19 protein-coding genes are annotated in these 24,095 nt (G+C 71.1%); 8 read left to right on the top strand and 11 right to left on the bottom strand.

Annotated features, from left to right (window positions below):
* Positions 1 to 26 precede the first annotated feature (26 nt).
* A complete protein-coding gene (locus FL344_RS19765; protein ID WP_141619617.1) occupies positions 27 to 1,172 on the bottom strand; it encodes a glycosyltransferase family 4 protein in 1,146 nt (381 codons plus the stop codon).
* Positions 1,173 to 1,228: 56 nt separating this feature from the next.
* Between FL344_RS19765 and FL344_RS19760 the strand changes: the two genes are divergently transcribed.
* Positions 1,229 to 2,359: an acyltransferase gene (locus FL344_RS19760; protein WP_141619616.1), complete on the top strand. Its 1,131-nt coding sequence runs from the start codon at positions 1,229 to 1,231 to the stop codon at positions 2,357 to 2,359.
* On the opposite strand, the gene FL344_RS19755 is transcribed toward FL344_RS19760, so the two are convergent.
* The gene (locus FL344_RS19755) at positions 2,313 to 4,214 is read right to left on the bottom strand and encodes an LTA synthase family protein (protein WP_141619615.1); all 1,902 of its coding nucleotides are present in this window, start codon (positions 4,212 to 4,214) and stop codon (positions 2,313 to 2,315) included. The two genes, FL344_RS19760 and FL344_RS19755, sit on opposite strands and share 47 nt — an antisense overlap.
* A gap of 160 nt (positions 4,215 to 4,374) precedes the next feature.
* Positions 4,375 to 5,397, bottom strand: coding sequence for an ROK family protein (locus tag FL344_RS19750; RefSeq protein ID WP_141619614.1), 1,023 nt, complete (start codon positions 5,395 to 5,397; stop codon positions 4,375 to 4,377).
* 194 nt (positions 5,398 to 5,591) lie between these two features.
* Between FL344_RS19750 and FL344_RS19745 the strand changes: the two genes are divergently transcribed.
* Positions 5,592 to 6,137 carry a DUF2780 domain-containing protein gene (locus tag FL344_RS19745; RefSeq protein ID WP_141588215.1) on the top strand — a complete coding sequence of 182 codons (546 nt, stop codon included), beginning with the start codon at positions 5,592 to 5,594 and terminating at the stop codon, positions 6,135 to 6,137.
* Positions 6,138 to 6,148: 11 nt separating this feature from the next.
* Here FL344_RS19745 and FL344_RS19740 read toward each other — a convergent pair whose 3' ends face one another.
* The 3 genes from FL344_RS19740 to FL344_RS19730 are packed head-to-tail and all read right to left on the bottom strand — an operon-like array spanning position 6,149 to position 9,556.
* Positions 6,149 to 7,063, bottom strand: coding sequence for a glycosyltransferase family A protein (locus FL344_RS19740; protein WP_141619613.1), 915 nt, complete (start codon positions 7,061 to 7,063; stop codon positions 6,149 to 6,151).
* A 1-nt stretch (position 7,064) separates the two neighbouring features.
* On the bottom strand, positions 7,065 to 8,015 hold the full coding sequence (locus tag FL344_RS19735; RefSeq protein WP_141619612.1) for a glycosyltransferase family 2 protein: 951 nt from the start codon (positions 8,013 to 8,015) through the stop codon (positions 7,065 to 7,067).
* 20 nt (positions 8,016 to 8,035) lie between these two features.
* On the bottom strand, positions 8,036 to 9,556 hold the full coding sequence (locus FL344_RS19730; protein WP_141588218.1) for an oligosaccharide flippase family protein: 1,521 nt from the start codon (positions 9,554 to 9,556) through the stop codon (positions 8,036 to 8,038).
* A gap of 194 nt (positions 9,557 to 9,750) precedes the next feature.
* Between FL344_RS19730 and FL344_RS19725 the strand changes: the two genes are divergently transcribed.
* The 5 genes from FL344_RS19725 to FL344_RS19705 all read left to right on the top strand — a co-directional run bounded on the left by FL344_RS19725 (position 9,751) and on the right by FL344_RS19705 (position 15,323).
* On the top strand, positions 9,751 to 10,419 hold the full coding sequence (locus tag FL344_RS19725; RefSeq protein ID WP_090485111.1) for a bifunctional 2-polyprenyl-6-hydroxyphenol methylase/3-demethylubiquinol 3-O-methyltransferase UbiG: 669 nt from the start codon (positions 9,751 to 9,753) through the stop codon (positions 10,417 to 10,419).
* A gap of 9 nt (positions 10,420 to 10,428) precedes the next feature.
* On the top strand, positions 10,429 to 11,577 hold the full coding sequence (locus FL344_RS19720) for a glycosyltransferase family 4 protein (protein WP_141619611.1): 1,149 nt from the start codon (positions 10,429 to 10,431) through the stop codon (positions 11,575 to 11,577).
* Positions 11,574 to 12,752, top strand: a complete 1,179-nt coding sequence (locus FL344_RS19715; RefSeq protein ID WP_141619610.1) for a glycosyltransferase — start codon at positions 11,574 to 11,576, stop codon at positions 12,750 to 12,752. The genes FL344_RS19720 and FL344_RS19715 overlap by 4 nt, the downstream gene beginning before the upstream one ends.
* 163 nt (positions 12,753 to 12,915) lie before the next feature.
* Positions 12,916 to 14,175 carry a glycosyltransferase family 4 protein gene (locus FL344_RS19710; protein ID WP_141619609.1) on the top strand — a complete coding sequence of 420 codons (1,260 nt, stop codon included), beginning with the start codon at positions 12,916 to 12,918 and terminating at the stop codon, positions 14,173 to 14,175.
* A complete protein-coding gene (locus FL344_RS19705; protein WP_141619608.1) occupies positions 14,172 to 15,323 on the top strand; it encodes a glycosyltransferase family 4 protein in 1,152 nt (383 codons plus the stop codon). Before FL344_RS19710 ends, FL344_RS19705 begins: the two co-directional genes overlap by 4 nt.
* A gap of 13 nt (positions 15,324 to 15,336) precedes the next feature.
* Here the strand turns inward: FL344_RS19705 and FL344_RS19700 are convergent, their stop codons facing one another.
* The 5 genes from FL344_RS19700 to FL344_RS19680 are packed head-to-tail and all read right to left on the bottom strand — an operon-like array spanning position 15,337 to position 22,477.
* Complete coding sequence (locus FL344_RS19700; RefSeq protein ID WP_141619607.1) at positions 15,337 to 16,479, bottom strand: glycosyltransferase family 4 protein; 1,143 nt, start codon at positions 16,477 to 16,479, stop codon at positions 15,337 to 15,339.
* On the bottom strand, positions 16,448 to 17,908 hold the full coding sequence (locus tag FL344_RS19695) for a hypothetical protein (RefSeq protein ID WP_141588224.1): 1,461 nt from the start codon (positions 17,906 to 17,908) through the stop codon (positions 16,448 to 16,450). The genes FL344_RS19700 and FL344_RS19695 overlap by 32 nt, the downstream gene beginning before the upstream one ends.
* Entirely contained in the window at positions 17,905 to 19,041 is a 1,137-nt protein-coding gene (locus tag FL344_RS19690; RefSeq protein ID WP_141619606.1) for a glycosyltransferase family 4 protein, read from the bottom strand. Before FL344_RS19690 ends, FL344_RS19695 begins: the two co-directional genes overlap by 4 nt.
* Entirely contained in the window at positions 19,038 to 20,288 is a 1,251-nt protein-coding gene (locus FL344_RS19685; protein ID WP_141588226.1) for a glycosyltransferase, read from the bottom strand. The genes FL344_RS19690 and FL344_RS19685 overlap by 4 nt, the downstream gene beginning before the upstream one ends.
* Positions 20,285 to 22,477, bottom strand: coding sequence for a polysaccharide biosynthesis tyrosine autokinase (locus FL344_RS19680; RefSeq protein ID WP_141619605.1), 2,193 nt, complete (start codon positions 22,475 to 22,477; stop codon positions 20,285 to 20,287). The genes FL344_RS19685 and FL344_RS19680 overlap by 4 nt, the downstream gene beginning before the upstream one ends.
* A gap of 205 nt (positions 22,478 to 22,682) precedes the next feature.
* Here FL344_RS19680 and FL344_RS19675 point away from each other — a divergent pair, with 205 nt between their 5' ends.
* Complete coding sequence (locus FL344_RS19675) at positions 22,683 to 24,029, top strand: bifunctional glycosyltransferase/class I SAM-dependent methyltransferase (protein WP_141619604.1); 1,347 nt, start codon at positions 22,683 to 22,685, stop codon at positions 24,027 to 24,029.
* Positions 24,030 to 24,095 lie beyond the last annotated feature (66 nt).

The following is a 24,095-nucleotide window of genomic DNA, read 5'->3' as shown; positions in this document are numbered from 1 at the left end:
GCAGTCCGACCAGGCAAGCGCCCTTTCTAGACGGTCCGCGGCGAGCGGAGAAGCGACTCGTAAAGGATTGACGTGCGCTCGGCGATGTCCCGCCACGTCATGTCCCGAACCGCGACCTGCGCGGCTTCACGCAACCGGAGCAGGCGAGCGCGATCCTCCGCCAGCGAGCGCAGCGCCGCCACCTGCGCGGCGACGTCTCCCATCGGTACCAACCACCCCGTCTCGCCGTCACGCACGACCTGGGGCGCCACGCCCACCGGCGTCGACACCGGCGTGAGCCCGCTGGCCATCGACTCCACCAGCGCCATCCCGAAGCCCTCCGAATGGCTGGGGAAGAACAGCACCTCTTCGTCCCGCAGCAGGCGTGGCAGCTCGGCGCGTGGATAACGAGGCACCACGCGCACGTGCTCGCGCGCCCCAGCGGGAAACGCCGCCAGCACCTCCGCCTCCGGGTTGCCCGTGCCGTACAACGTCAGCGTGAAGGACACGCCTTCGGCATGCAGGTGGGCGGCGACGGCCACCATCTCCGCGCGCCCCTTGAGCGCCAGCCAGCTCCCCACACACGCCACCCGCAGCGGCGCACCGGGCGCGGAAGGCGTGGGCGAAGGCAGCCCCTGGAAGGCCACATCCAGCCCATGGGGAATGACACTCAACTGACGCGCGGGCACGCCCAGCCGTTCCGTCGCGTAGGCGGCATCCTGCGTGTTGAGCAGCACCGCATGGTCCGCGCGCAGCAGGGTTTGGCGCACCTCCCAGAGGCGATAGCCGCCATGGTACAGCGGGTACTTCCAGCTCAGCGACAGGTGCCCCGCACGCGCGTCGGCGCGCAGCCGTTCGGAGAAGGTGTGCTCCAGGCCGTGGCTGCGCGTCACCAGGGCATGGCGGGCCCGCGCCCCCGGACGGCCCAAGCGCATCCAGGGCCACGCATCCCCGGTGGTGATGTCCAGCACGTCGTACCGGCTCGCGGCCCGCAGCAGGTGCGCGGTGAGCATCCAGGGGAACCGCAGCTCGTGCATCGTCGTGTGGTGCCGCAGGCCGGGATAGGCGTCGTCGTAGCTGAAGTAGTCTACTTGGCAGCCCCGCGCCGCCAGCGCCTGCCCCAGCGCGAGCGTCACCCCCGGCGCCCCCATGTTCGCGTTCAACGGATGGTGGATGCCAAGCAAGACGCGCATGGGAACGGAGCGACCCTCTCCTGCCTGCTTTCCAGGGGTGTGCGGCGTGGGCCAGAATGCCACCGTTTCCCGCCCCCATGTCCCTGCATTCCGCTCCCACGTTGCAGGCGAGCCTCGACTCGCGCCGCAACAACCTGGACTTCCTGCGCTTCGCCGCGGCGACGTGCGTATTGCTCAGCCATGCCTTTCCCCTGGGCGAGGGCAAGGGGACGGTGGAGCCGCTGGAGTCCTTCACCCGGGGACAGTTCTCCCTGGGACGGCTGGGCGTCGCGGTGTTCCTCATCATCAGCGGCGTGCTCATCACCCGGAGCTGGGAGCGGACGCCCGACGCGGCGCGCTTCGTCTGGGCCCGGGTGCTGCGCATCTTCCCCGGGCTGGGGGCCATGCTGCTGCTGACGGTGGGGGTGCTGGGACCGGCCTTCACCCGGCTGTCCCTGGGCGACTACTTCACGGCCCCGGACACGGCCCTGTACCTGCTGGGCAACTTCGCCCTGAACTGGCCCCAGTGGCACCTGCCGGGCGTCTTCGAGGCGAACGCCTACCCCCACGCCGTCAACGGCTCGCTGTGGACGCTGAAATACGAGGTCGGCTTCTACCTGCTGACGCTGGGCCTGGGCCTGACGGGCCTCTTGCGCAAGGGCATGGTCATCTTCGGCCTCGTCGGCGCGGCGGTGGCCACCTTCGTCACCGGACGGCTGGGCTTCTGGCCGGAGCTGTACCTGTACTTCGGCGGCGGCGTGGCGCTGTACCAGTGGCGCGAACACGTGCGCATGAGCCCCTGGGTGGCGGCGGCGTGCGTGGTGGGGTGGCTCATCACGGCCCGGCTCGGATACGGCTGCCGCATCGCCACCGGCCTGCTGGGCGGATACGTCGTGCTGTACCTCGCCTTCCGGCCCATGGGGGCGCTGGCGGACTTCGGGCGCCGGGGCGACCTGTCCTACGGCGTCTACCTCTACGCCTTCCCCGTGCAGCAGGCCGTCTCCACCCTGCTGGGCGGGCCCACGGCGTGGTGGGTGAACGCGGCGGTGGCCTTCCCCTGTGTGCTGCTGCTGGCGGCCCTGTCGTGGCGGTGGGTGGAGCAGCCCGCCTTGCGGCGCAAGGACAGGCTCCCCGCGTGGGTGCGGCGTCCGGCGGCCACCGTCACAGCGGTTCCGAAGACGCCGTCCCGGCCGGCTGGGCCGCACTGAAGTTGTCGCCCGCCAGCCGGTCATACGTGAGCAGCCGGTAGCGCCGCATCCAGTCCTCCCACGAGCCCGGCTCCTGGGCCTTGGGGAGCTTGTCGCCCGCGGGCAGGTATTCGCCGGAGGCGTTGCGCAGCAGGTCTCCCCGGACCACGGGCAGCACCTTGGACAATTCGGAGACGAAGGCGAAGAAGCCCGGAGGCCGCAGCCCCGCAGTCTCCAGGATGCGCGGCGTGAGCATGCTGATGCTCAGGTGGATGTCCTGCCGGGGCACGGGGAAGTTCGTCCAGAGGACGACGGGGACCTCCGCCATGCGCTCGCGCTGCGCGTCCGTCCATGGCTCCTGGAAGTAGCCGGCCTCGCGATAGGTCGCGTAGTCCGAGCCCAGCATCGGCAGGTGGTCCCCGAAGAGCACCAGCAGCGTCTTGCGTTTGCGCGCCTCCAGCCTGCGCACCAGCCGCTCCACGGCCGAGTCCATCTGCCGCAGCTTGTGCACGTAGTTCTTCAAGAGCAGCCGGTTGTCCGGCGAGAGCTTCTCGCCCTGCACCTCGATCCGCTCCTCGCCGGTGAGCGGCAGGTTGTAGGGGCCGTGGGTGGACATCGTCACGGCCATGATGAACCGCGGCTGACGCTCGTCGGAGAGCTCGTGGAGGATGTGGTCGACGACCTCCTCGTCCGACACCCAGGGCCCTTCGAGCCGGGGGGAAGTGAAGTCCGTGAGCGACTGGAACGTGTCGAAGCCCAGCAACGGGTACACCACGTCGCGGCTCCAGTAGAACGCGTGGAACGGGTGGATGGCCACCGTCTGGTAGCCCGCGCGGCGGAACAGCGACGGCAGCGCGTCCACGGGCCGCATCACGTAGTGCTGGTAGGGAAACGCGCCGTCCGGGGCGAACGACGAGGACATGCCCGTCAGGAGCTCGAACTCCGCGTTGGCCGTGCCGCCACCGAAGGCCGGGCTGATGAGGTTGCCCGAGCTGTGGCTCTCCATGAGCGACCGCACGAAGGGCAGCGGGTCCTCGCTGAAGGGGATGCCCAGCCGCGTCGGGTCCCAGAGCGATTCGGCCATGAAGACGACGACGTCCACGGGCTCCTGGGGCGCGGCGGGCACCACGCCTGGAGGGCCCCCCAGGGCCGCGTGCACCTGCGCCTGGGAGTACTCACTGCCCGGCTCCAACCGCAGCCCCTCCCAGTTCCAGAGCATCATCAGCGTGAGCCCGTTCATCTGGAAGTTGGAGCGCTGGTCCCACACCTGGTCGTAGATGCCGAAGCGGTTGAAGACGCGCCGCACGGGCAGGTGCTGCTGGAAGATGATGACCAGCAGGTACGCCACCGCCGCCAGCGCCAGGTTGCGGCGTCCGGCCTTGGGCAACGGGTACCGGGGCGTGCCGCGCGCCACCGCGCGCCACATGACGGCGAGCATGGCCACCAGCAGCAGACACGAGCCGATGGCCGCCACCGCGCCGCCGCCAGGCAGCAGCGTGGGCGCCAGCGACGTCACCTGCCGCCACTCCAGGAAGTCCCAGGGCATCAGCGGCCGGTCGATGAGCTGCACCTTCCGGATGTGCAGGGTGACGGTGAAGAGCATCGCCGCCGCCACCAGGGCTCCGGAGATTCCCACCCGGTTCGTCACCGCCCACAGCAGGCTCGTCACCGCGGAGATGACTCCCACGCTGAGGAGCATGGAGTAGACGTTGCGCTGGGTGATGCCCTCCAGGCCCGCGGACGAGAAGACGGCAATGGTCAGCTCCATGGCCCCGACGAGCACCGCCGAGGCCAGGATGACGCCCACCAACGGCCACAGGTTGGAGGGGGGCCGCTGGAAGAACAAGGTCTTGGGAATCCGTGCGCGACGTGCCAACGACAAGTGCCTCCAGGAGCCGACCAGGGAGCGGGAGGGCGCGGAGACTACCTGACAGGCCCCCGGGCGTTCCATGCGCCTGGGGTCGGGGTTCTGTCACCTGCCACACTGCGTGCGGGCGGGCGTCCGGCGGAGCGCCCCATGCCCTGTGTCCCCAGGCTCACTTCATGGGGGGCTGGGCCAGCAGCGCGGCGCCAATGGCACCGGAAAGTTCTCCCAGTTCCGCGACGCGCACGGGCGGCTGGCGCTCGGGGACGAAGATGTGCGGGCGCATGGCCTCGTGGATGCGGCCGGCGAATTCAGGCCCCAGCCGCGTGCCCAGGCCTCCACCCAGGACGACTGCCTCCACGTCCAGCAGGTTGATGGCGGAGGCGAGCCCCACGCCCAGCATCCGCACCGCGCGGCCGATGAGCCACGTGGCCAGTGCGTCCTCCTGCGCCAGCGCCCGGGCCCAGATGCTGCTGGTCAACCGGGTGCGCCCCTTCTTCCGCATCAAGTCGAAGAGAATCGTCGTCTCGCCCTGGCGCACGGCCTTGTGCGCACGGCGCTCCATGGACGCGCGGCCCGCGTAGGCCTCCAGGCAGCCGCGCCGGCCACAACCACACCGGGCCCCGCCCGGCTTCACCACCATGTGGCCCACCTCGCCCGCCGCGCCCCGGCCTCGCCAGGGCACGCCGTCCAGCACCAACCCACCGCCCACGCCCGTTCCCCACCAGACGCCCAGCAGGGAGCGATATGCGCGGCCCGCGCCCAGCCGGTACTCCGCCGCCACCGCCACCTGGACGTCGTTGCCCAGCACCACGGGCCGGCCCACCCGCGCGCCCAGGTCCCCCGCCACCGGGTAGGGCGTGCTCCAGCCCTGGCCCACGTTGCTGACATGTCCCAGCGTGCCCTCGTTGGCGTTCACCGCGCCGGGCGCGCCCACGCCCACCCCCAGGAGTTGACGGGACGTCAGGCCCGCCGCGTGCGCCGCGCCCTCCAAGGCGTCGTGGAGGGCGCGCACCACGTCGCCGGGCTCGCCGTCGGCGGGCGTGGGCTGGCGCATCTTCCCCAGGACGGTACCGGCGCGGTCCACCACCACGGCCTCGATTTTCGTCCCGCCCAGGTCGACGCCGCCCCAGCACTCCAGGGTGTCGCGCTCCGCCGCCTTCCCTCGCGAGCCCACCGCGTTCGCCTCGCGCATGACACGCCTCCCCAGCGAAGATGCGCAGTCCGCCACGGACCGGGTGAAGGCGGCGGGAAGGCAAGGGAGCGGCCGGCCCGCGTGCCGCCCGGCCTGTCCGTGAGCAACGATTCCCCACCAACGCTTCCACGGCGCCTCGCGGGGCCCGCTAGAAAGGCGCTCCACACGGACGCGCGACAGGAAAGGAGCAAGGGATGGACCTCATCGGACAGCTCTCTCAGCAGCTCGGAGTGAATGGAACGCAGGCCCAGGGACTGGCGGGCTCGCTGCTGAAGCTGGTGCAGGGCACGGTGCAGGAGAAGCTGGGCCCCGACGCCGCGAACCAGATGGGCCAAGCGATTCCAGAGATGGAGAGCTGGCAGCAGGCCCCCAGCACCACGTCCGCGCCCCAGACGGCGCCGGATGCGGGGGGCGGGCTGATGGGCGCGCTGGGCGGCCTCATGTCCGGACAGGAGGGCGGCGCGGGCGGCATGCTGAGCGCGCTGGGTGGCGCCGCGGGGCAGGCTGGTGATGTGGCCGCCGTGGTGTCCCTGCTGGGCCGCTTCAACATCGACGCGAGCAAGGCGTCCCTGGTGGCGCCCCTGCTGCTGAACTTCCTCAAGTCGCGCCTGGACCCCGCGCTCGTGGGCCGCATCCTCTCCGTGGTGCCGCTGCTGGCCGGCGCGGGCGGTGGTGGCAACACGCCCGGCGGTGGCGGCCTTGGGGGGCTGCTGGGCGGGTTGATGGGCGGCGGACGCTGAAGCCCGCGCCGTCAGCGGCCCGTCACGCGCTGGCGCAAGGTGGTGGCCAGCGCCCACGGCGGGAAGCCCAGCACGTAGCGCCAGCGCGGCGCCTCCAGGTGGAGCGGCAGGCCGCGCCGGTACAGGTCCAGCGCCAGGTCCACGCGGCGCTGGGACAACAGCCAGTGCGTCACGTGGCGAAGGCTGTAGAGCAGCATCTCCAGCCGCTCACGCCTGCGGGCCGTGCCTCCCGGGTAGCGCCCCAGGCGCTCCTGCTCCAGGAGATACCGCGTGCCCCGGTAGCCGGACTCCAGTGACGTGGACGTGGAGCCCACGTGCTGCCGGTAGCCCACCACCACGGGCGCGCGCACCCAGGCGAAGCCCGGGTCCGTGCCCAGCCGGTACAGCAGGTCGTAGTCCTCGCCACTGATGCGCAGCGGGGTGAAGCCCCCCACGCGCCGCAGCGCCTCCGTGCGCACCGCCAGCACGCACGCGGTGCGCGGCGTCCGGTCCTCCGCGCTGGCCAGATAGTCCGCGAAGCGCAGCACCTGGAGCGGCTCGCGGCGCATGGTCGCCAGGGTTTCGGCCCGGGAGAACAGCGCCGCCGTGCCCAGCACCAACGACGTCCCTTCCGCCTCGAGCACCTGCCGGTACGTGGCCAGCGTCCAGGGGAACCACACGTCGTCACTGTCCAGGAATGCCACGTAGGTGCCCCGGGCCTCCTGGATGCCCAGGTTGCGCGCGGCGCCAGGGCCCGCGTTGCGCTGGCTGAGCACGCGCACCTGTTCGCCATGGCGGGCCAGCGTCTCCAGCGTGTCGTCGGTGGAGCCGTCATCCACGACGAGCACCTCGAAGTCACGCTCCTCCTGCGCGAACACGGACGCGAGCGCCGCCTCCAGCAGCCGCGCCCGGTTGTACGTGGGGATGATGACGGAGAAGAACGGCATGTCACACGCGGGCGCGCAGGCCCATCTGGGAGATGCCCAGGAAGGTGGCCAGTTGCTTGCGGTACTCCGGCAGGCTCATGCGCCCGCGCAGCAGCGTCTGCGTCAGCACCGCCGAGTTGTACGGCAACGTCCCCACCAGGATGGCCCGCATGGCCGTCTCGTGCAGCCGGCCGTGGTGCTTGCGGAAGTACGCCAGCCGCGTGCGCCACAGCTCGATGCGCACCTTGTCCGCCCCGGTGTCGGACGGACGGAATGAGCGGCTGGTCAGGTGCGTAATCACCGCCTCCGGGCAGAAGGCCACCTCCCAGCCCGCCTTCCAGGCCCGCACGCACCAGTCGGTGTCCTCGGTGTTGCCCAGCGGGGACATCTGCTCGTCGAGCAGGCCCACCTCCGCGAGCGCCTCCTCGCGCACCACGATGCAGGCGCCCAGCACCCAGCTCACGCGGGCCTCGTCGTGGCCGTACTGCGCCGGGTCGATGGCCATCGCCTTGAGGAAGTGGAGGGGACGCGGCAGGAAGACGATGTCGAAGAGCTGCCCGGCCAGCGACATGGGCCGGAAGGTGCAGTTCTGGATGGTGCCGTCCGCGTTCAACAGCCGCGCGCCCGCCATGCCCACGCGCGGGTTGTCATCCATGAAGCGCACCAGCGCGTCGAAGGCGCCCTCGTGGACGATGGTGTCGTCATTGAAGATACAGAAGTGACGGCCCCGGGCCAGGCGCAGCACCTGGTTGTGGTTGGCGGAGAAGCCCTTGCGCTCCGTGTTGAAGAGCCAGCGCACCTGGGGAAAGTCGCGCCGCATGGCGTCCACGCCGCGACCGCCCGTGGCGTTGTCGACAATCCAGACCTCGAAGGAGGTGTCGCGCGTCGTCGCGTACAGCGTGCGCAGACAGTCGTGCAGCAACTCCGGATTGCTGTGATTGACGATGGAGATGACCAGGTCGGGCTTCTTCATCGGGACCTCCGCGTGTCTGCTCACGTCGACGCCGGACTCACCGGAGCTGGCCTCGCGGCCCTCCGTGCCCGGATGAATTCGAGAATCTGCCTCAGCTCGCCCAGGAGTGGCAGCGTTCCCGGCAGCCGTTCACGGGCCCACACCAGGATGGCGAACAGCCCCGCGCCCACCAGCGCCTGCGCCACCACACCCTCCTCCACCAGCCGCGGCGCCGCCAGACACGCCCCCAGCAGCACCAGCCCCAGGGTGATGAAGGGCTCCACCACCTGCCGCACCAGCCCTCGCATCGACGGGTTGAGCCGCTCCACCAGCCACGCCGTCACCCACACCTCGGCCAGTCCCACCACCACGCCCGCGGGGCCCATGCCCTCCAGGCCGAAGCGTTGGATGGCCCACGTCCCCAGCCCCCACTTCGCCGCACCCACGCCCACGACGACGGCCAGCCGCTCCCAGGGCCTGCCGCCCGCATTCTGCGCCGTGGCCAGCAACCCCACCAGGGTGGTGAGGATGCACTCCATGCTGAACCACTGCACCAGCACCACCGCGGGCAGCCACCGCGTGCCGAAGAAGAAGGGCACCGCCACGGGGACGGCCAGCACCGCCAGGGGAATGGCGAGCAGCAACACCGAGGACAGCCGGCGCAGCGACGTGCGCAGGTACTCGGCGAAGCCCTCCGGGTCATCCTGCAACCGGCAGTAGGCGGGGAAGGCCACGCGGTTGAGCACCACGCTCAGCATCATCGGCGTGGAGGCCAGCGCCCAGGCCCAGTTGACCAGCCCCACCGCCTCCTTGCCCAACACGTGCCCCACCACCAGCGGCACCCAGCCCGCCACCATCGCCGCCACCAGGGGCGGAAGCTGGAACGCCAGCCCGAAGCCCAGGAGCCGCCGCAACACGTCCACGCGGAAGCGCCCCTGGGGACGCCAGGGGGATGCCCACCAGATGCACACCAGCCCCACCCCGCCGCGCACCAGGCCGCCCAGCGCCAGCGCCCAGGCCCCGAAGCCCAGCGCCGCCAGGGAGATGGTGGTGATGACCTGCACCACATTTTCAATCAACTCGGCGCGGGCGATGACGGGGAAGGCCAGCTGGCGCTCCAGCGCCATCAACGGAATCACGCGCAGCGAGGACAGGAACAGGCCCAGCGCCAGCGCCCACACCATGGGCACCGCGCCGTCGCCCAGCGCATAGCCGCGGGTCAACTGGGGGGCCAGCAGACAGACGGAGGCCACCACGACGGCGGTGAGCGCCTGGTGGCACCAGAAGATGGTGAAGGTCTCATCCCGCGTGGGCTCGTGCGGCTGGCGGACCAGCGCCGCGCTCAGGCCCAGGTCCCCCAGGAACACGCCCAGGGAGGCCGCGTAGGACACGATTCCGAACAGGCCGTAGTCCGACGGGAAGAGCAGCCGGGACAGGAACAGCGCGCTCACCACCCGCAGCCCCTGGGACGCCACGGTCCGCGCCGCCAGGACGAACATGCCCTTCAGGGCACGCGCCTTGACTTCGACGGCGGTGGCTTCGGGCGCTGGGGTCGCGTTCATGGTGCCGAGCGGCCCGCTCCGGGTGTCCTGGGGAGGGCCAGCGCGCGGGAACGCGCGGGAACGGAAATGCTAGCGACAGCGCGCAGGGCCTACAAGCAACGCGCGTTCCCCGCACGGCGGGATGCCCCGCTCGCCTGCCTGGACACCGCGCCAGGGTTGCCCTTCCCGAAGCGCCGGGGCTACGGTCCGCCCACATGCGTCCCGGTGGAAACATCTTCCAGTTCCTGAAGCGCGAAGTCCTCGTGGGCGAGCACGAGGTGCTCCACCGCACGCTGAAGGAGGCGCTGGTCGGCATCTGTGACAGCGTGCTGGACATCGGCTGTGGCTCGCGCTCGCCGCTCCACAGCTTCTCGAACCTGCTCCCGCACACGGTGGGCGTGGACGGCCACCCCACCAGCATCGAGCGCAGCCGGGCCGCGGGCATCCACCGCGAGTACCACTGCATGGACCTGATGGAAGCGGGCCAGCGCTTCGGTCCGAAGAGCTTCGACGCCGTCGTCGCGCTGGACGTCATCGAGCACTTCGACAAGCCAGACGGGTTCCGGCTGCTGGAGATGATGGAGTCGCTGGCGCGCAAGCGCGTCATCATCTTCACGCCCAATGGCTTCCTCCCCCAGGACGAGTGGGACAACAACGTCCACCAGGTGCACCGCTCCGGCTGGGAGGTCTACGACTTCGAGCTGCGCGGCTACCACGTCACCGGCATGAGCGGCTGGAAGCCCCTGCGCGGTGACTACGCCCTGCCGCGCATCCGGCCCTTCCGGCTGGGCAGCCGCCTGTCCATCCTCACCGAGCCCTTCGCCACGCGCTGGCCCCGTCACGCCTTCCAGCTCCTCGCCATCCGCGACATGGAAGTGTCCTGACGCCGCGCCATGCCTCCTTCGCGCACCGCTCCCGCCTGGCATGTCCTCACTGGCGAGTACCCGCCGCGGCCCGGCGGCGTCGGTGACTACACCCGGCAACTGAGCCGCGCGCTCGCCCGTGCCGGGCAGGAGGTCCACGTCTGGGCTCCCGGTGAAGGCGGTGTACGCGACGAGGACGGCGTCACCGTGCACCGTGTCCCCGACCTCCTGACGCCCAGGGGACTGCCGGGCCTGTCACGCGCTCTGGATGCGTGCCCGGGGCCCCGGCGCCTGCTGCTCCAGTACGTCCCCCATGCCCTGGGGTTGAGGGCGATGAACGTCCCCTTCTGCGCGTGGTTCGCCGCGCGCCGGCACGACGCGCGCTGGGTCTACATCCACGAGGCGGTGCATCCGTGGAGCCCGCGCGGCCCCTGGCGCCACCACATCCTGGCGGGCACCACGCGGCTGATGGTGCGTCTGGTGGCGAGCGCCGCCAACCGCGTGTTCGTCTCCATTCCCCAGTGGGCGGAGCACCTGCCCGCTCGCGTCCGGCCCCATGCGGCCTGGCTGCCGGTTCCCAGCAATCTGCCCGTCGATGTCTCCCGTGACGCGGTGGACGCGCTCCGCGCGGAATTGGGTGAGGGGCCCTGGCTGGGACACTTCGGCACCTTCGGACGTCTCACCGCTGAGCCCCTGGAGGCCGCGCTGGTGCCGTTGCTGCGCGGTGAGGGAACGCGCCGGGCGTTGATGCTGGGCAGAGGCAGCCGCGCCTTCGTCGAAGGCGTGGAGACGCGCCACCCCGAGCTGCGAGGCCGGCTCGTGGCCAGGGACTCGCTCGCGCTGGACGACATCGCGGTGCATCTGACGACGTGTGACGTGCTCCTGCAGCCCTATCCGGACGGCGTGAGCACAAGACGCACCACGGTCATGGCCGGCCTGGCCCTGGGGCTTCCTGTCGTCACGAACACCGGGCACCTCACGGAACCGGTGTGGCGCGAACACGGCGCCGCCGCATTGGCCGAAGGCACGGCGCCCGCCGCGTTGGTGGAGCGCGCCGAGGCCTTGCTGTCGAGCGCGGACATGCGGCGGGAGCTGGGCCAGCACGCGGCCCGAATCTACCGCGAGCACTTCGCGCTGGAGCGCACGGTGGATGCGCTGCTGCGCGTCGGCCCGACATGACGCCCCGCCACGCGACACCCCAGGCCGCGGCCCGGCTGGCGCTGCTGATGGACCCGCCCGAGGAGGGCTGGCCCAGCATGGACCTGGTGGGCGAGGCCCTCCTGGCGGGGCTTGCCGCGCATCCCTCCGAGGTCCACGCGACGGCCGTGCGGCCAGCCATGCCCGCGGTGCTGCGACGGCTTCCCCGAGCAGGCGCGCGCAACGCAGCGTTCAACGCGGACCGGCTCCTCACCCGCTTCGGCCTCTACCCGGGCCGCGCGCTGCTCGCCCGGGGGCGGCACGACGCCTTCCACGTGGTGGACCACACCTACGCGCAGCTCGTCCACGCGTTGCCCGCGTCGCGCACCGGTGTCTATTGCCATGACCTGGATGCGTTCCGCTCCGTGCTGGAGCCTCGGCGCGAGCCGCGTCCAGCGTGGTTCCGCGCCATGGCCCGTACCCAGCTCGCGGGACTGGAGCACGCGGCCATCGTATTCCACAGCACCCAGGCGGTGCGCATGGAGCTGCTCGCGCATGACGTGGTGCCGGAGTCGCGGCTCGTCTGGGCGCCGTATGGCGTGTCCCCCGAATACCGCCCGGAACCCACGCCCGGAACACCCGATGCCAGCGAAGCCGTGCTCGCACCGCTGGGGGGCCGGCCCTACCTGCTCCACGTCGGCAGCGCGATTCCTCGCAAACGCCTGGACGTGCTCTTCGCCGTGTTCGCCGCGCTTCGCGCGCGCTACCCGGAGCTTCGCTTGGTGCAGCAGGGCGGCGCACTGAACGGCACACAGCGCGCGCAGGTGGAGGCGCTGGGGATTGGCGATGCGTTGCTTCAGCCTCCTCGGCAGGAACGGGCCACGCTGGCAGGCCTCTACCGGCGCGCGACGGCCGTGCTGGTAACGAGCGAGGCGGAGGGCTTTGGACTCCCCGTCATCGAGGCGCTGGCCTGTGGTGCCCCCGTGGTGGCCAGCGACCTGCCCGTGCTTCGGGAGGTCGGAGCAGAAGCCTGCACCTACTGCCCCGTGGGGGACGTGCCGGCGTGGGTGGAGTCCGTGGCCGCGCTGCTCGCCGGCCATGACGCCCAGCCCTCGCGCGAGGCTCGGCTGACTCGCGCCTCGCGCTTCACCTGGGCCGCGCATGCGCGTACGGTGCTGGACGCCTACCTGCGGCTGCTCGGTGCCTCCACGGCGTGAGTTCGGCAGGTTTCACCCCACCCGGAGCATTCCGCTCGCCCTTGGCGATACCGACATGCCCAGGGTCATCGCGCGAACACAGTGCGCGGCGGCGTTGCCAGGGCCTCAAGCCCCAGCAACGTGCCTTGACCCGAGGAGAGGTGTTTGCTTCGGTCCACCCGCCGTGCGCCTCCTCTTCCTCAATCCCGTGGGCATCCTTGGTGGAGCCGAGCGCGCGCTCCTCGATTTGATGGCGTGCCTGAAGCAGCAGGACTCAACGCTGTCGCTCCACCTGCTGGCTGGAACCGCGGGGCCGCTGCTCGACGAAGCGCGCGCCTTGGGCGTGGATGCGCGGCTGCTGCCGTTGCCAGAGCACCTGTCCACGCTGGGCGACTCCGCATTGCGAGGCCACGGTCCGCTGGAAGCGCTGCGCTTCGCCCGTCGGCTGGCGCCCACACCCGGACTGCTGGTGGACCATGGACGCGCGCTCCGCCGGGACGTCGCCGACATCAGCCCCGACCTGGTGCATTCCAACGGCATCAAGACGCACCTGCTCAGCGCCGCCACCGCGGGCCTGCCCTTGAAGCGGGTGTGGCACATCCACGACTTCCTGGGCGAACGGCCCCTGGTCCGCCGCGCGCTGAGGCTGCTGTCGCCCCTCGCATCGGCGGCCATCGCCAACTCGCGGGCGGTGGGCGACGACACGCGCGAGGTGCTGTTCCGAGTGCCCGTGCACGTCGTCTACAACGGCGTGGACACCACGCACTTCTCCCCCGGCCCCGCGGACGGCGCGCAACTGGACCGGCTGGCCGGTCTGCCCGATGCCCCCGAGGGCACGCTCCGCGTGGGACTGGTGGCCACCTATGCCCGATGGAAAGGCCAGGACGTCTTCCTCGAAGCCGCGGCGACGCTGACGCGCCTGTACCCCGCCCTGCCCGTGCGTTTCTACCTGGTGGGCGCGCCGCTGTATCAGACGCCCGGCTCGCAGTTCTCCGAGGATGAACTGCGCCGGCTCATCGGCTCACGCGGCCTGGCGGAGCGCGTGGGCCTGGTGCCCTTCCAGCCCCATCCAGCCTCCGTGTACCGGGCCCTGGACGTCTTCGTTCACGCCAGCACCCGCCGGGAGCCCTTCGGCCTCACCATCGCGGAGGCGCTCGCCTGCGGGCGGCCCGCCATCGTCTCCAGCGCGAGCGGCGCGGCGGAGGCACTCACGAATGGCACGGACGCGCTGCTGATACCTCCGGGCAATGTGCACGCGTTGGTCCAGGCGATGCGAACGCTGTTGGAGGATGCAGCCCTGCGAGCCCGGCTGGGCACGGCCGCGCGACTCACCGCGGCGGCGAGCTTCTCGCGCGAACGCTACGCGAGCGAGGTGCTCACCCTCTACCGCACGCTCGTGCGGAGCAGTCCCTCATTTGAAAGCCGTGGAGCCCCCATCCCTTGAAGCAGTCACGCCGGCTCATCACCCTCTCCCACTCCTACGTCGTCGGCCTCAACCGGCGCCTCGCCAACGAGATGGTGCGCGTGGGCGCGGGTGCATGGGATATCACCACGGTGGCCCCCCGCTTCTTCCACGGCGATCTGAGCCCGCTCGCCCTGCAGCTCGAAGCGGACGAGCCCGCCAGGACGGAAGGCGTGCGCGCCTTCTTCAGCCGCTCGCTCCACACCTTCCTCTACGGTCCGGAGGTGCGTGCCCACCTCGCGCGCGGCGCGGACCTGGTGCACGTGTGGGAAGAGCCCTATGTGCTGGCTGGCCTGGAGCTGGCCTTGCTCACGCCGCGTCGCATCCCACTCGTCTTCAGCACCGCGCAGAACCTGTCCAAGCGTTACCCGCCGCCCTTCGCCCAGGCGGAGCGCTTCGTCGTCCAGCGCGCTTCCGGCTGGGTGGCCTGGGGTGAAACCGTGAGGGACAACCTCCTCACCCGTCCCGGCTATGCGGAGCGTCCCGCGCGCGCCATTCCCATGGGCGTGGACGCGGACCTGTTCCAACCCAATCGCGCCGCGGGCGAGTCCTTGCGGCGCGAGCTCGGGTGGGAGACATCAGGCCCACCCGTGGTGGGGTTTCTCGGCCGCTTCGTCCCGGAGAAGGGCGTGCCCCTGCTGATGGATGCGCTCGACGCGCTCGACACCCCGTGGCGCGCGCTCTTCGTGGGCGGGGGCCCGATGGAAGGTGCGTTGCGTGACTGGGCGGCCCGGCACCCCCACTCGGTGCGAGTCCTCACCGGCGTGCCCCACTCAGGCGTGCCACGCGCGCTCAACGCCATGGACATGCTGTGCGCCCCCAGTCAGACGACGCGCCAATGGCGGGAGCAGTTCGGCCGCATGTTGGCGGAGGGCTTCGCGTGTGGCGTGCCCGTGCTCGGCAGTGACTCGGGCGAAGTCCCGCGCACCATGGACGACGCGGGCATCGTGCTGCCAGAGGCGTCCGTGTCCGCCTGGACGCAGGCGATCGCCAACCTGTTGGAGAGTCCCCAGCGCAGGGAAGAGCTGGCCACACGGGGCCGAGAGCGCGCCGTCACCCGCTTCTCGTGGCCGGTGGTAGCGAAGGCCCACCTGGACTTCTTCACTGAGCTCCTGGAGCGGCGCGGCTGACGAAGCAGGCGTCTCAGCCCTCGCGCTCCACTGTGTCCACGATGGCCTCGGCCATGGTGTCCCATGTCTGCGCCCGGAGCGTCTCCGACAGCGCGGCCACATGAGGCGCCCAGGCCGCGGCGTGCTGGCGCCAATCCTCCAGGCGCCGCACCAACGCGTCCACGTCCTCCGGCGCGTCCAGCAGCAGGCCGGACAGTGCCGCCGGGTAGCGCTCCGCCACGCCCGCCGAGCGGCTCACCAACGCAGGCAGCCCAGCACACAGCGCCTCGTGGACGTTCAGCCCATACGCGTCATACCGCGTGGGCGACACGAGCACGTCCGCCGCCGACAGCAAGCGCGCTACGTCGTCACGGAAGCCGAGGAACTGGATGCGCTCCCCCAGTCCTCTGTCCGCGGCTTCGCGCTCCCACACATCCCGCTGCGCGCCCGAGCCCACGACCTTGAGGTCCACGCCCCAATCCGCCCGTGCACACAGCCGCAGCCACGCCTGGAAGAGGGTGTCGAAGCCCTTGCGGCGGTCGCCCAACGCGCCCACGAAGAGCGCCACGGGCCGGGACTCCGGCCACCCCAGGGACGCGCGGACCTCACGGCGCGCCTCGGCTGTTACCGGGCGAAAGCGCTCCGCATCCCCACCGAGGTAGATGACGCGCACCCGGGACGCAAGAACGCCCGTGGCAGCCACCACGTCATCCCGCGTGCGCTCCGAGTTGGCGATGATGACGCGCGCGCGCCGCAGGGCCTGCCGCTCCGAACGCACGTAGTACCGGTGGCTCACGTGGCCCTTGAGCTGGCGCAGCACGCCGCCGCTGGGCTCGGAGGCATAGGCGCCGTGGACGTAGTGGACCCAGTTGGCGGACGCCACCGGACAGTTGCCACCATTGGCCACCACGCGGCCTCCCTCGGCGCGGGTACGCAGCGCCCAGGCCCGACCCACCGCGCTCAGCAGCGGTTCGCCGAGCAGATACGCATTGGCGGGCTTGGGTACGCGCACGAAGCGCACCTTGGGATGGCGCAGGAGGACCTCCGCCACGCGGTGTGCCACCAACCGGACGGGGTGCCCCTGCTTCGCCAGCCAGAGCGCCAGCGCCAGGTTGGCCCGGTCCATGCCTCCGGTGTCCACGAAGTCACCGGCGATGAGGGTGTACGGTCTTCGCATGGGCCAGGGCGCCGAAGAGCGCCGCGTTGAGCAACCAGAACTCCATGCCCGTCTGGCTCATGAAGAACGGATAGCTGAAGGTGAGCGCGAAGGCGCCCAGGTTGTACGCGAAGAGGACGCTGCCCCACAGCCAGAACTCGTCCTGCGGACCGTCCCGTCTGCGAGCGACCCGGAAGGCCCACAGCAGCGACATCAGCACGCCCAGGGGGTAGAACAGCACGCCCAGGATGCCGCCGTCGTAGACCCAGGCGGTCCACTGGATTTCCGCCCACAACGGCGGGCGCTCGCGGTCGCTGTTGTCGCCGAAGTAGGCATTCGTCATGCCGTAGCGGCCCAGGCCCGCGCCCAGCGGATACTCAGGCAGCACGTCCGCGAAGGTCCCCGTCAGGAAGTAGCCGCGGTTGCGGTGGTACACCTCGTCGGGGCTGGCCGCGAAGAGCGAGGCCCAGCGATTCATCACCGCGTCGCCGCCCACCGCCACGGCCCAACCGAAGGTGGCCACGCCCGCGGTGCCCACCACCGCCAGCAGGGCCAGGAACCGTCCCACGCGGCCACTCACCAGGAGCACCGCCGCCAGGGCCACCAGACACACCACCAGCATGACGGCGGTGGCGCGCACCTGCGACAGGTAGATGCCGAAGAGCCCCACCAGGATGCCGCCCACACTCAACACGCGCGTCAGCCCGCGACGGGATGACAGCAGGAAGCCGCCGCCCAGCAGCACCGCGTAGAAGCCGCCAGTGGACGCGCCGCCCGGAATGTCCGTCAGGCCCATGGGACGGAACACGCGCACGCCGTCCGAGGTCTCGAACTTGAGGCTGCTCACATAACCTTCGCCCTGGCCCTGCACCGCGGCTGACAGCGCGGGCTGGAAGCGTCCGGGGAAGTAGACCTGCAGCACGCCCACGCCCGCGCTGGCCGCGTTGAAGAAGAAGAGCAGCGCGAGCGTGCGACGGAACGTCTTCGGGTCGATGGCCAGCCGGGTCACCCACAGCAGTGGCGCGGCGATGGCGAGCTGGATGCCCAACTGCGCCAGCGCCGCCAGCGGGGCGCCGGTGCCAGGATTGAAGAGCTGGAGCGCGGTGATGCCCAGCGCGGCCAGGATAAAGGGAAGCGCCGGGTGCTTCAGACTCCGTCCCCGCACCAGCGCCAGCAGCACCAGGCTGACGCCGAAGGCCAGCACGCGCACCGCCACGCGGAGCGGCGCGATGGCTTCCACCAGCAGCGCGAGCTGGCAGCAGATGAGCAGACCGACGAAGAGCGGCACCAATCGGCTCGACGCCAGCAGGCCGCCGCCCATGCGCGCACCTCGAGCGACGGGCGCGGTGGGCGAGCCCCCCTCCGGAACCGCCTCCAGCGCGGCCCCCGGTGCGCGGCGCACGTACCGGCGCTTCAGCACGCCGGGGCCCTGAAGCTGGGGTGCCCTCACACCGGCACCTCCTGCTCGGACAGCGCGCGCAGCGCCTCCTCCATGCCGCGAAGGAAGCCTCCCGCGTCGCTCAGCGCCGCGGCACGCGCGGGCCCCGCCGCGCCCAGCCGGACACGCGTCTGGGGGTCCTCGATGAGCCGTCCCAGGGCCAGGGCCAATGACTCCGGCTCCGGGCGGACGAACACCCCGCAGGAGGCATCCACGATTTCCAGCGCGCCCCCCATCGGCGTGGTCACCACGGGCAGGCCCGCCTGGAGCGCCTCCACGAAGACCAGACCGAACGCCTCCGGCCTCGAGTTGGGCTGACAGTGGATGTCCGCGGCGCGCAGCAGCCGGGGCACGTCCGAGCGTTGCCCCAGGAGTCGCAGCCGCCCCTCGATCCCCAGGTGCTTCGCCTGCGCCCGCAGCCCCTCCAGATAGGCTTCCTCGTCCGGACGCTGAGCGCCGCCAGCGAACCAGACGCACCAGCCCGGCACCGCTCGCAGCCGGCCCAGCGCCTCCAGCAACAAGCGCTGGCCCTTCCCCTCCTGCATCCGGCTGGCGTGGAAGATGACGGCGTCCCCTTCGGAGGCCCCCAGCTCCATGCGCACGCGCGCGCGCTCGGACGCCTCCAGCGCCGGCGGTGGCATGGGCAGCGGACAGTGCGTCACACGCCAAGGCACCTGGGGATAGACGGACACCAGCGTGCCCGCGGCGAAGCGGCTGTTGGTCAGCACCAGGTCGGGCGGCGTGACACGCGCCCACCGCTCCAGCCAATGCTGGCCCGTCAGTGCGTCATGCTGGAAGAAGGCTAGGGGAACGCCAGCCGTGCGCACCACGGGCCCGAACAGCGCCTGAGGCCAGATGGCGTGGCAGATGACGACGTCGTAGCGCCCGCCGCGCAGCAGCTCACGCAGGACGCTCCGCGCGCGCCACACGGACCAGGGGCGGCCTGTCTTCGCGGGCCCCAGCACATGCACCTCCACGCCCGCGTCGCGCAGCTCCCGAGCCAGCCGGCCCTCGAAGCAGAGCGCGAAGGCATGTGACAGCGACGGGCGAAGGTTCCGCTCGCGCGCCATCGTGTGCAGCAGCGTCTCGATGCCACCGTAGAGGTTGCCGCTGGAGATGTGCAGCACGCGCAGGGGATGGCTCATACGCTCCCCGTCAAGCGCAGCAGCGCCACGTCGGGCGCCATCACCGGCGCGGGCCGGCCCAGCGCCTCCGAGTACAGGGACAGGCTGCGCCAGGCCATGACGTCATGCCGGAACTCCGCCACGGCCCGCTCCCGGGCCTCGCGCCCCAGCCGCTGCGCCAACCCGGGCTCCTCCAGGAGTCGCCGCGCCGCCGCCGCCAGGGCCTCCGCGTCACCGACCGGCACCGTCAGCCCCGTCTGCTCATGCAGACTCACCCACGCGACGCCCGAGTGCGGAATCGCCGTGTTCAGCACGGGCAGACCGCTGGCCATGGCCTCCACCTGCGACAACCCATACGCCTCGCTGCGGGCATTGCCACAGAACCAGAGCGCGGTGGCCGCGTGCAGCGCGCCGACCAGCGAATCCGGAGGCAGATAGCCCGCCCACGTCACCCGGTCCGCGACGCCCAGCACGCGCGCCCGGCGTCGAGCCTCCGCCTCCAGCGGCCCCTGCCCCACCACCACCAGCCGCCCCGGCACCCGGCGCAGGGCCTCCAGCGCGGTGAACAGGCCCTTGTAGTAGACGAGCCGCCCCACCATGAGCCACAGCGGCGCGCCCGCGGCCTGTGCCCGCCAGTGGGCCTCCGCCTCCCGCGCGGCGGCGCAGGGATGGAGGTACGGCGCCAGGTCGAGCCCCAGCGGCAACGCCCGCACCTTGCCGCGAAAGGCGCGCAGCAGCGGTGAGCCGGAGACATAGGCTTCGCTGGTGGCCAGCACCCGCCGGGCCCGCGCGTAGAGCAGCGCCTCGAAGGGCTTGAAGAGCGCGCCCGCCACCCTCTGCCGGATGACGTCACTGTGGTGGGTGATGAAGACAGGAGGCAGCCGGCGCACCACGTCCAGGGCCAGCACCCAGGTCGGGTTGGGCGTGTGCAGGTGCACGATGTCCACGCCCCGCGACAACGCGCGTCCCAGCATGCGCGGCAGGTCCGGCATCGCGTCCATGCGCGCGACGGAGGCCAGCCGGCCCAGGCGCGTCACGCGCACCGGTCCGTCCCACGTCTCACACGTGGGGCTGCGGCCCTGGAACTCGTGGCTGGTGCCCGCGCCGTCCGCGGCGTGGTTGGCGCACAGCACCTCCACCTGCGCGCCGAGCGCCGCCTGGGCGCGCGCAAGCGTCTGCACGTGGGCTTCCATGCCGCCCGACGCGGGAGGATAGAACTTGCCCAGGTGCAGCACCCGCAAGCCCGCGCCCGCTGATGGCGCTTTCACGACTGCGCCACCCCATCCTTGGAGTCTTCCGCGTACTGCCCGTAGCCCTGGTAGCCCAGATACGAGTCACCGTAGCGCGGCGCCGACAGGTCCACGTCGTTGAGGATGGCGCCGTACATGCGCGCCTGCACGTCCGCCAGCGAGCGCAGCGCACGCCGCGCCGACTCGCGGTTCGTCTTGGCCGCCTTCAGCACCAGCACCACGCCGTCGCACTTCGTGGCCAGCACCGCCGCGTCCGCCACCGCGTTGATGGGCGGGCTGTCCAGGATGACGCGGTCGAAGCGCTCGGAGGCGGCCTTCAGCAGGTCCGTGAAGGCCTGGGTGTGCAGCAGCTCCGCCGGATTGGGCGGCAGCGGTCCGCACGGCAGCACGAAGAGGCCGGGCACCTCGGTGCTCTTCACCGCCGCGTCCAGCGTGCCCTCACCCACCACCAGCGAGGAGATGCCCAGCTCGTTGGGCACTCCGAAGGCGCGGTGCAGGCGCGGCCGGCGCATGTCCGTGTCCAGCAGCAGCACCCGGTTGCCGCTCTGGGCCATGGCCACGCCCAGGTTGATGCAGGTGGTGGACTTGCCTTCCTGCGGCCCGCTGGACGTCACCACCAGCGTCTTGAACGGGTTGTCCGGCGACATGAACAGCAGGTTGGTGCGGATGGCGCGGCAGCACTCCGCCGCTGTCGACTTGGGTTCGCGGTGGACGTGCAGGTCCCGCTCGCGCGGCGCCTTGCTGCCGTCCAGCCGCGGCATCACGCCCAGGAAGGCCAGCCCCAGCCGCTCCTCCACGTCCGCCTGCGTGGCCACGCTGTTCTCCAGGAGCTCCAGCAGCAGCACCACGCCCAGGCCCGCCAGCAGTCCCATCACCAGCCCCACCGCCAGGTTGCGGCGCACGTGGGGCTTCACCGGCACCAGGATGGGCCGCGCCGGGTCCAGCACGCGCACGTTGCTGGTGCGCAGCATGCCTGACAGCTCGATGTCCTTCAGGCGCCGGGCCACCAGCTCGTAGAGGCGCTGGTTGTTGTCCGAGTCGCGCTTGAGCCGGTCGAACTCGATGGCCTTCTTGTTCACCAGGAAGGCCTCCGACTTCTCCGCGTCCAGCAGGCGCACCAGGTTCTTCTCCTGCGCCACCGACTCCGCCAGCGACGTCTCCGCGCTGCGCACCACGTTGCTCAGGCTCTTGAGGAAGTCCTCGCGCACCACCGACAGCTTGCGGTTGCACTCCAGGAGCTTCGGGTGCTCGGCCAGGTAGCGCTCGCCCAGCTCCGCGCACGTCATGCGCAGCTCGGTGTAGCTGCGCCGCAGGTCCTGGATGGGTCCGTCCGAGGCGCCCGACAGCGCCTCCGCCCACGTCTCATCCTCCGGAGATGCCTTGCGCAGCCGGTGGATGGCCTCCACCCGCGCCTGCTGAGCGGCAATCTGGATGCGCACCTCGGTCAGCTTCAGGTTGAAGCTGTTGATGCGCTCACTGACGATGCTCATCCTCGACTCGAGCGACGTGGACAGCATGTCCGCGTCCTTCTTGAAGTCGTAGACGGCCAGCTCGCTCGTCTTGGACTGCGACTCCAGCTCGGCCAGACGAATCTCCAACCAGTCGCGCGCGTCCTCCGTCGTCCGGAGCTTGAGGGCCAGGTTCTCCGCCATGTACGCGGCGGCCACCTCGTTGGCCAGCAGCGCGGCACGCCTGGCGTCGAAGTCATCCACCGCGATGTTCATCACCCGCGAGTCCCTCGCGGGAATCACCCGGATGCGCGACTGGACCAGCGCCACCGCGTCCGCGCCCTGCATCGCCTGCAGGCGCGCCTTCTCGTCGGTGATGTGCGCCATGCCCAGGAAGTCCGCGTCCGTGGACAGGCCCAGCTTGTCCACCACCCGGCCCGCCACCGCGCGCGAGGTGATGATTTGACTCTGGGTGGCGTAGTACTCCTTGTTGAACCAGTAGTTGCTGCGCTCCTCGCCCATCACCTCCTTCACTTCCCCATCCAGGAAGCGGGGCGCCATCACGTCGATGATGAGCGAGGCACTGGCCGAGTACACCTTGGGCTGGCGCAACGTGTGGGCGGCCGTGAGCGCCGCCACCACCACCGCCACGCCAAGGACGACCCACTTGCGGCGCCACACCGCGCGCACATACTGCATGAGGCCCGCGGGCGTCAGGCCACCGGCACCGCCGGCGGGGTCGAAACCGGTTCCATCCACGTCACGTCTCCCTGCTGTCTCCAGAGCGACTCCACGGCCTGGCGGCACTCCGCCGACCTACACCCACACGCTTGGGGACCGCGACGAGCGTGCCGTGTCCCCGCGGGGTTGTCCATCGTTCCGCAGTCGCCTGGATGCCCTCCATCCACGCTTCTTCGCGGGCACTGACGCGCATGGCCGAGCCGGCTGTGCTAGTCAGCCCGGCGTGACGCCACCGCTTTCCTTCGTCCTCCCCTTCTCGCCCGACACCGCGGCTGCCGCTTCCCGCTTCGCCCAAGCGTTGCCTCCTGGCGCGGAGGTCGTCCTCGCAGGAGAGGGCTCCATCGACGCCGCCTCCTCGCCCAACGTGCACGTCCTCACGGTGCCGGGTGGCAAGGGCGCGGCCATCCGTGCCGCACTGGAGAAGGTGTCGGGCGCGGTGACGGTGCTGCAGGATCCAGACACCTCGTATTCGCAGGACGTCTATGACGCGCTGGTGCGCCCCATCCAGGCGGACACCGCGGACGCCGTCTTCGGCCTGCGCACGGCGCAGGGGCTGGCGCCGGAGCTGCTGGCGGACCGGGCCCTGGGCCACGTCACCCGCTTCGTCACCGACGTGCCGCTGACGGACCCGCTCACCGGTCTGCGCGCCTTCCGCACCGAGGCGCTGCGCTCCGTCACGCTCACCAGCGACGACGACGCGGTGGACGCGGAGCTGGTGGTGAAGCTGGCCGCGCAGTTGTTCCGCCTCACCGAGGTGACGCTGCCCCCTGGCGCGGTGCCTCGCCGGACGCCCGCGGCGCACCTGTCCCGGCTCAAGACGCTGGTCCGCTACGCCACGGTGCGCGACGACGCGGACAACCAGCACGAGGGCTACACCACGCTGGAGCGCATGGACGGCGCCGTCCACTACAACCAGTGGCTGGGCCGCCGCTTCCGCGAGCACCTGGGCCGCCGGGTGCTGGAGATTGGCGCCGGCATCGGCACGATTACCCGCGAGCTGGAGTCGGGCCTGGAGCTGCTCATCGCGCTGGAGGTGGACCGCTTCTACGTGGACCGCCTGAAGAACCTCTTCCGCGGCAAGCCGCACATCCGGCCGTACCTGTCCGACGTGGCCCTGGCGGACTGGGAGTCGCTCAAGACGGAGCGGCTGGACACCATCGTCCTCTCCAACGTGCTGGAGCACATCCCGGATGACGCGTCCGCCGTCCGGCGCTTCAAGCAGATTCTGGCGCCCGGAGGCAGGGTGGTCATCCTGGTGCCCGCGCTCCAGCAGCTCTTCGGCGCCATCGACGAGGCCGTGGGCCACTACCGCCGCTACACGCCCTCCACGCTGCGCGCGGTGCTGGAGGAGAACGGCTTCCAGGTGGAGACCCTGGAGTGGATGAACCTGGCCGGCCTGCCGGGATGGTTCGTCAACAGCCGCCTGCTGCGCCGCCGCTCGGTGCCCAAGCTCCAGCTCAAGCTCTACGACACGCTGGCGCCCCTGATTGCGCGGGCGGAGTCGCACGTGAAGCTGCCGGTGGGCATGAGCCTCTTCGCCGTGGCCCGCGCCACCGGGGGCGATGCGTGAGGCACCGCCGCCACGCGTGACACCCCGGCTGTCCATTGAATCGCAGCCGCCTTCCGAGGCGGCCTC

Origin of the sequence: Myxococcus sp. AB036A, assembly GCF_006547355.1 — a bacterium.
Lineage (GTDB): Bacteria > Myxococcota > Myxococcia > Myxococcales > Myxococcaceae > Myxococcus > Myxococcus virescens.
This window is presented reverse-complemented; position numbering and strand designations above follow the sequence as displayed.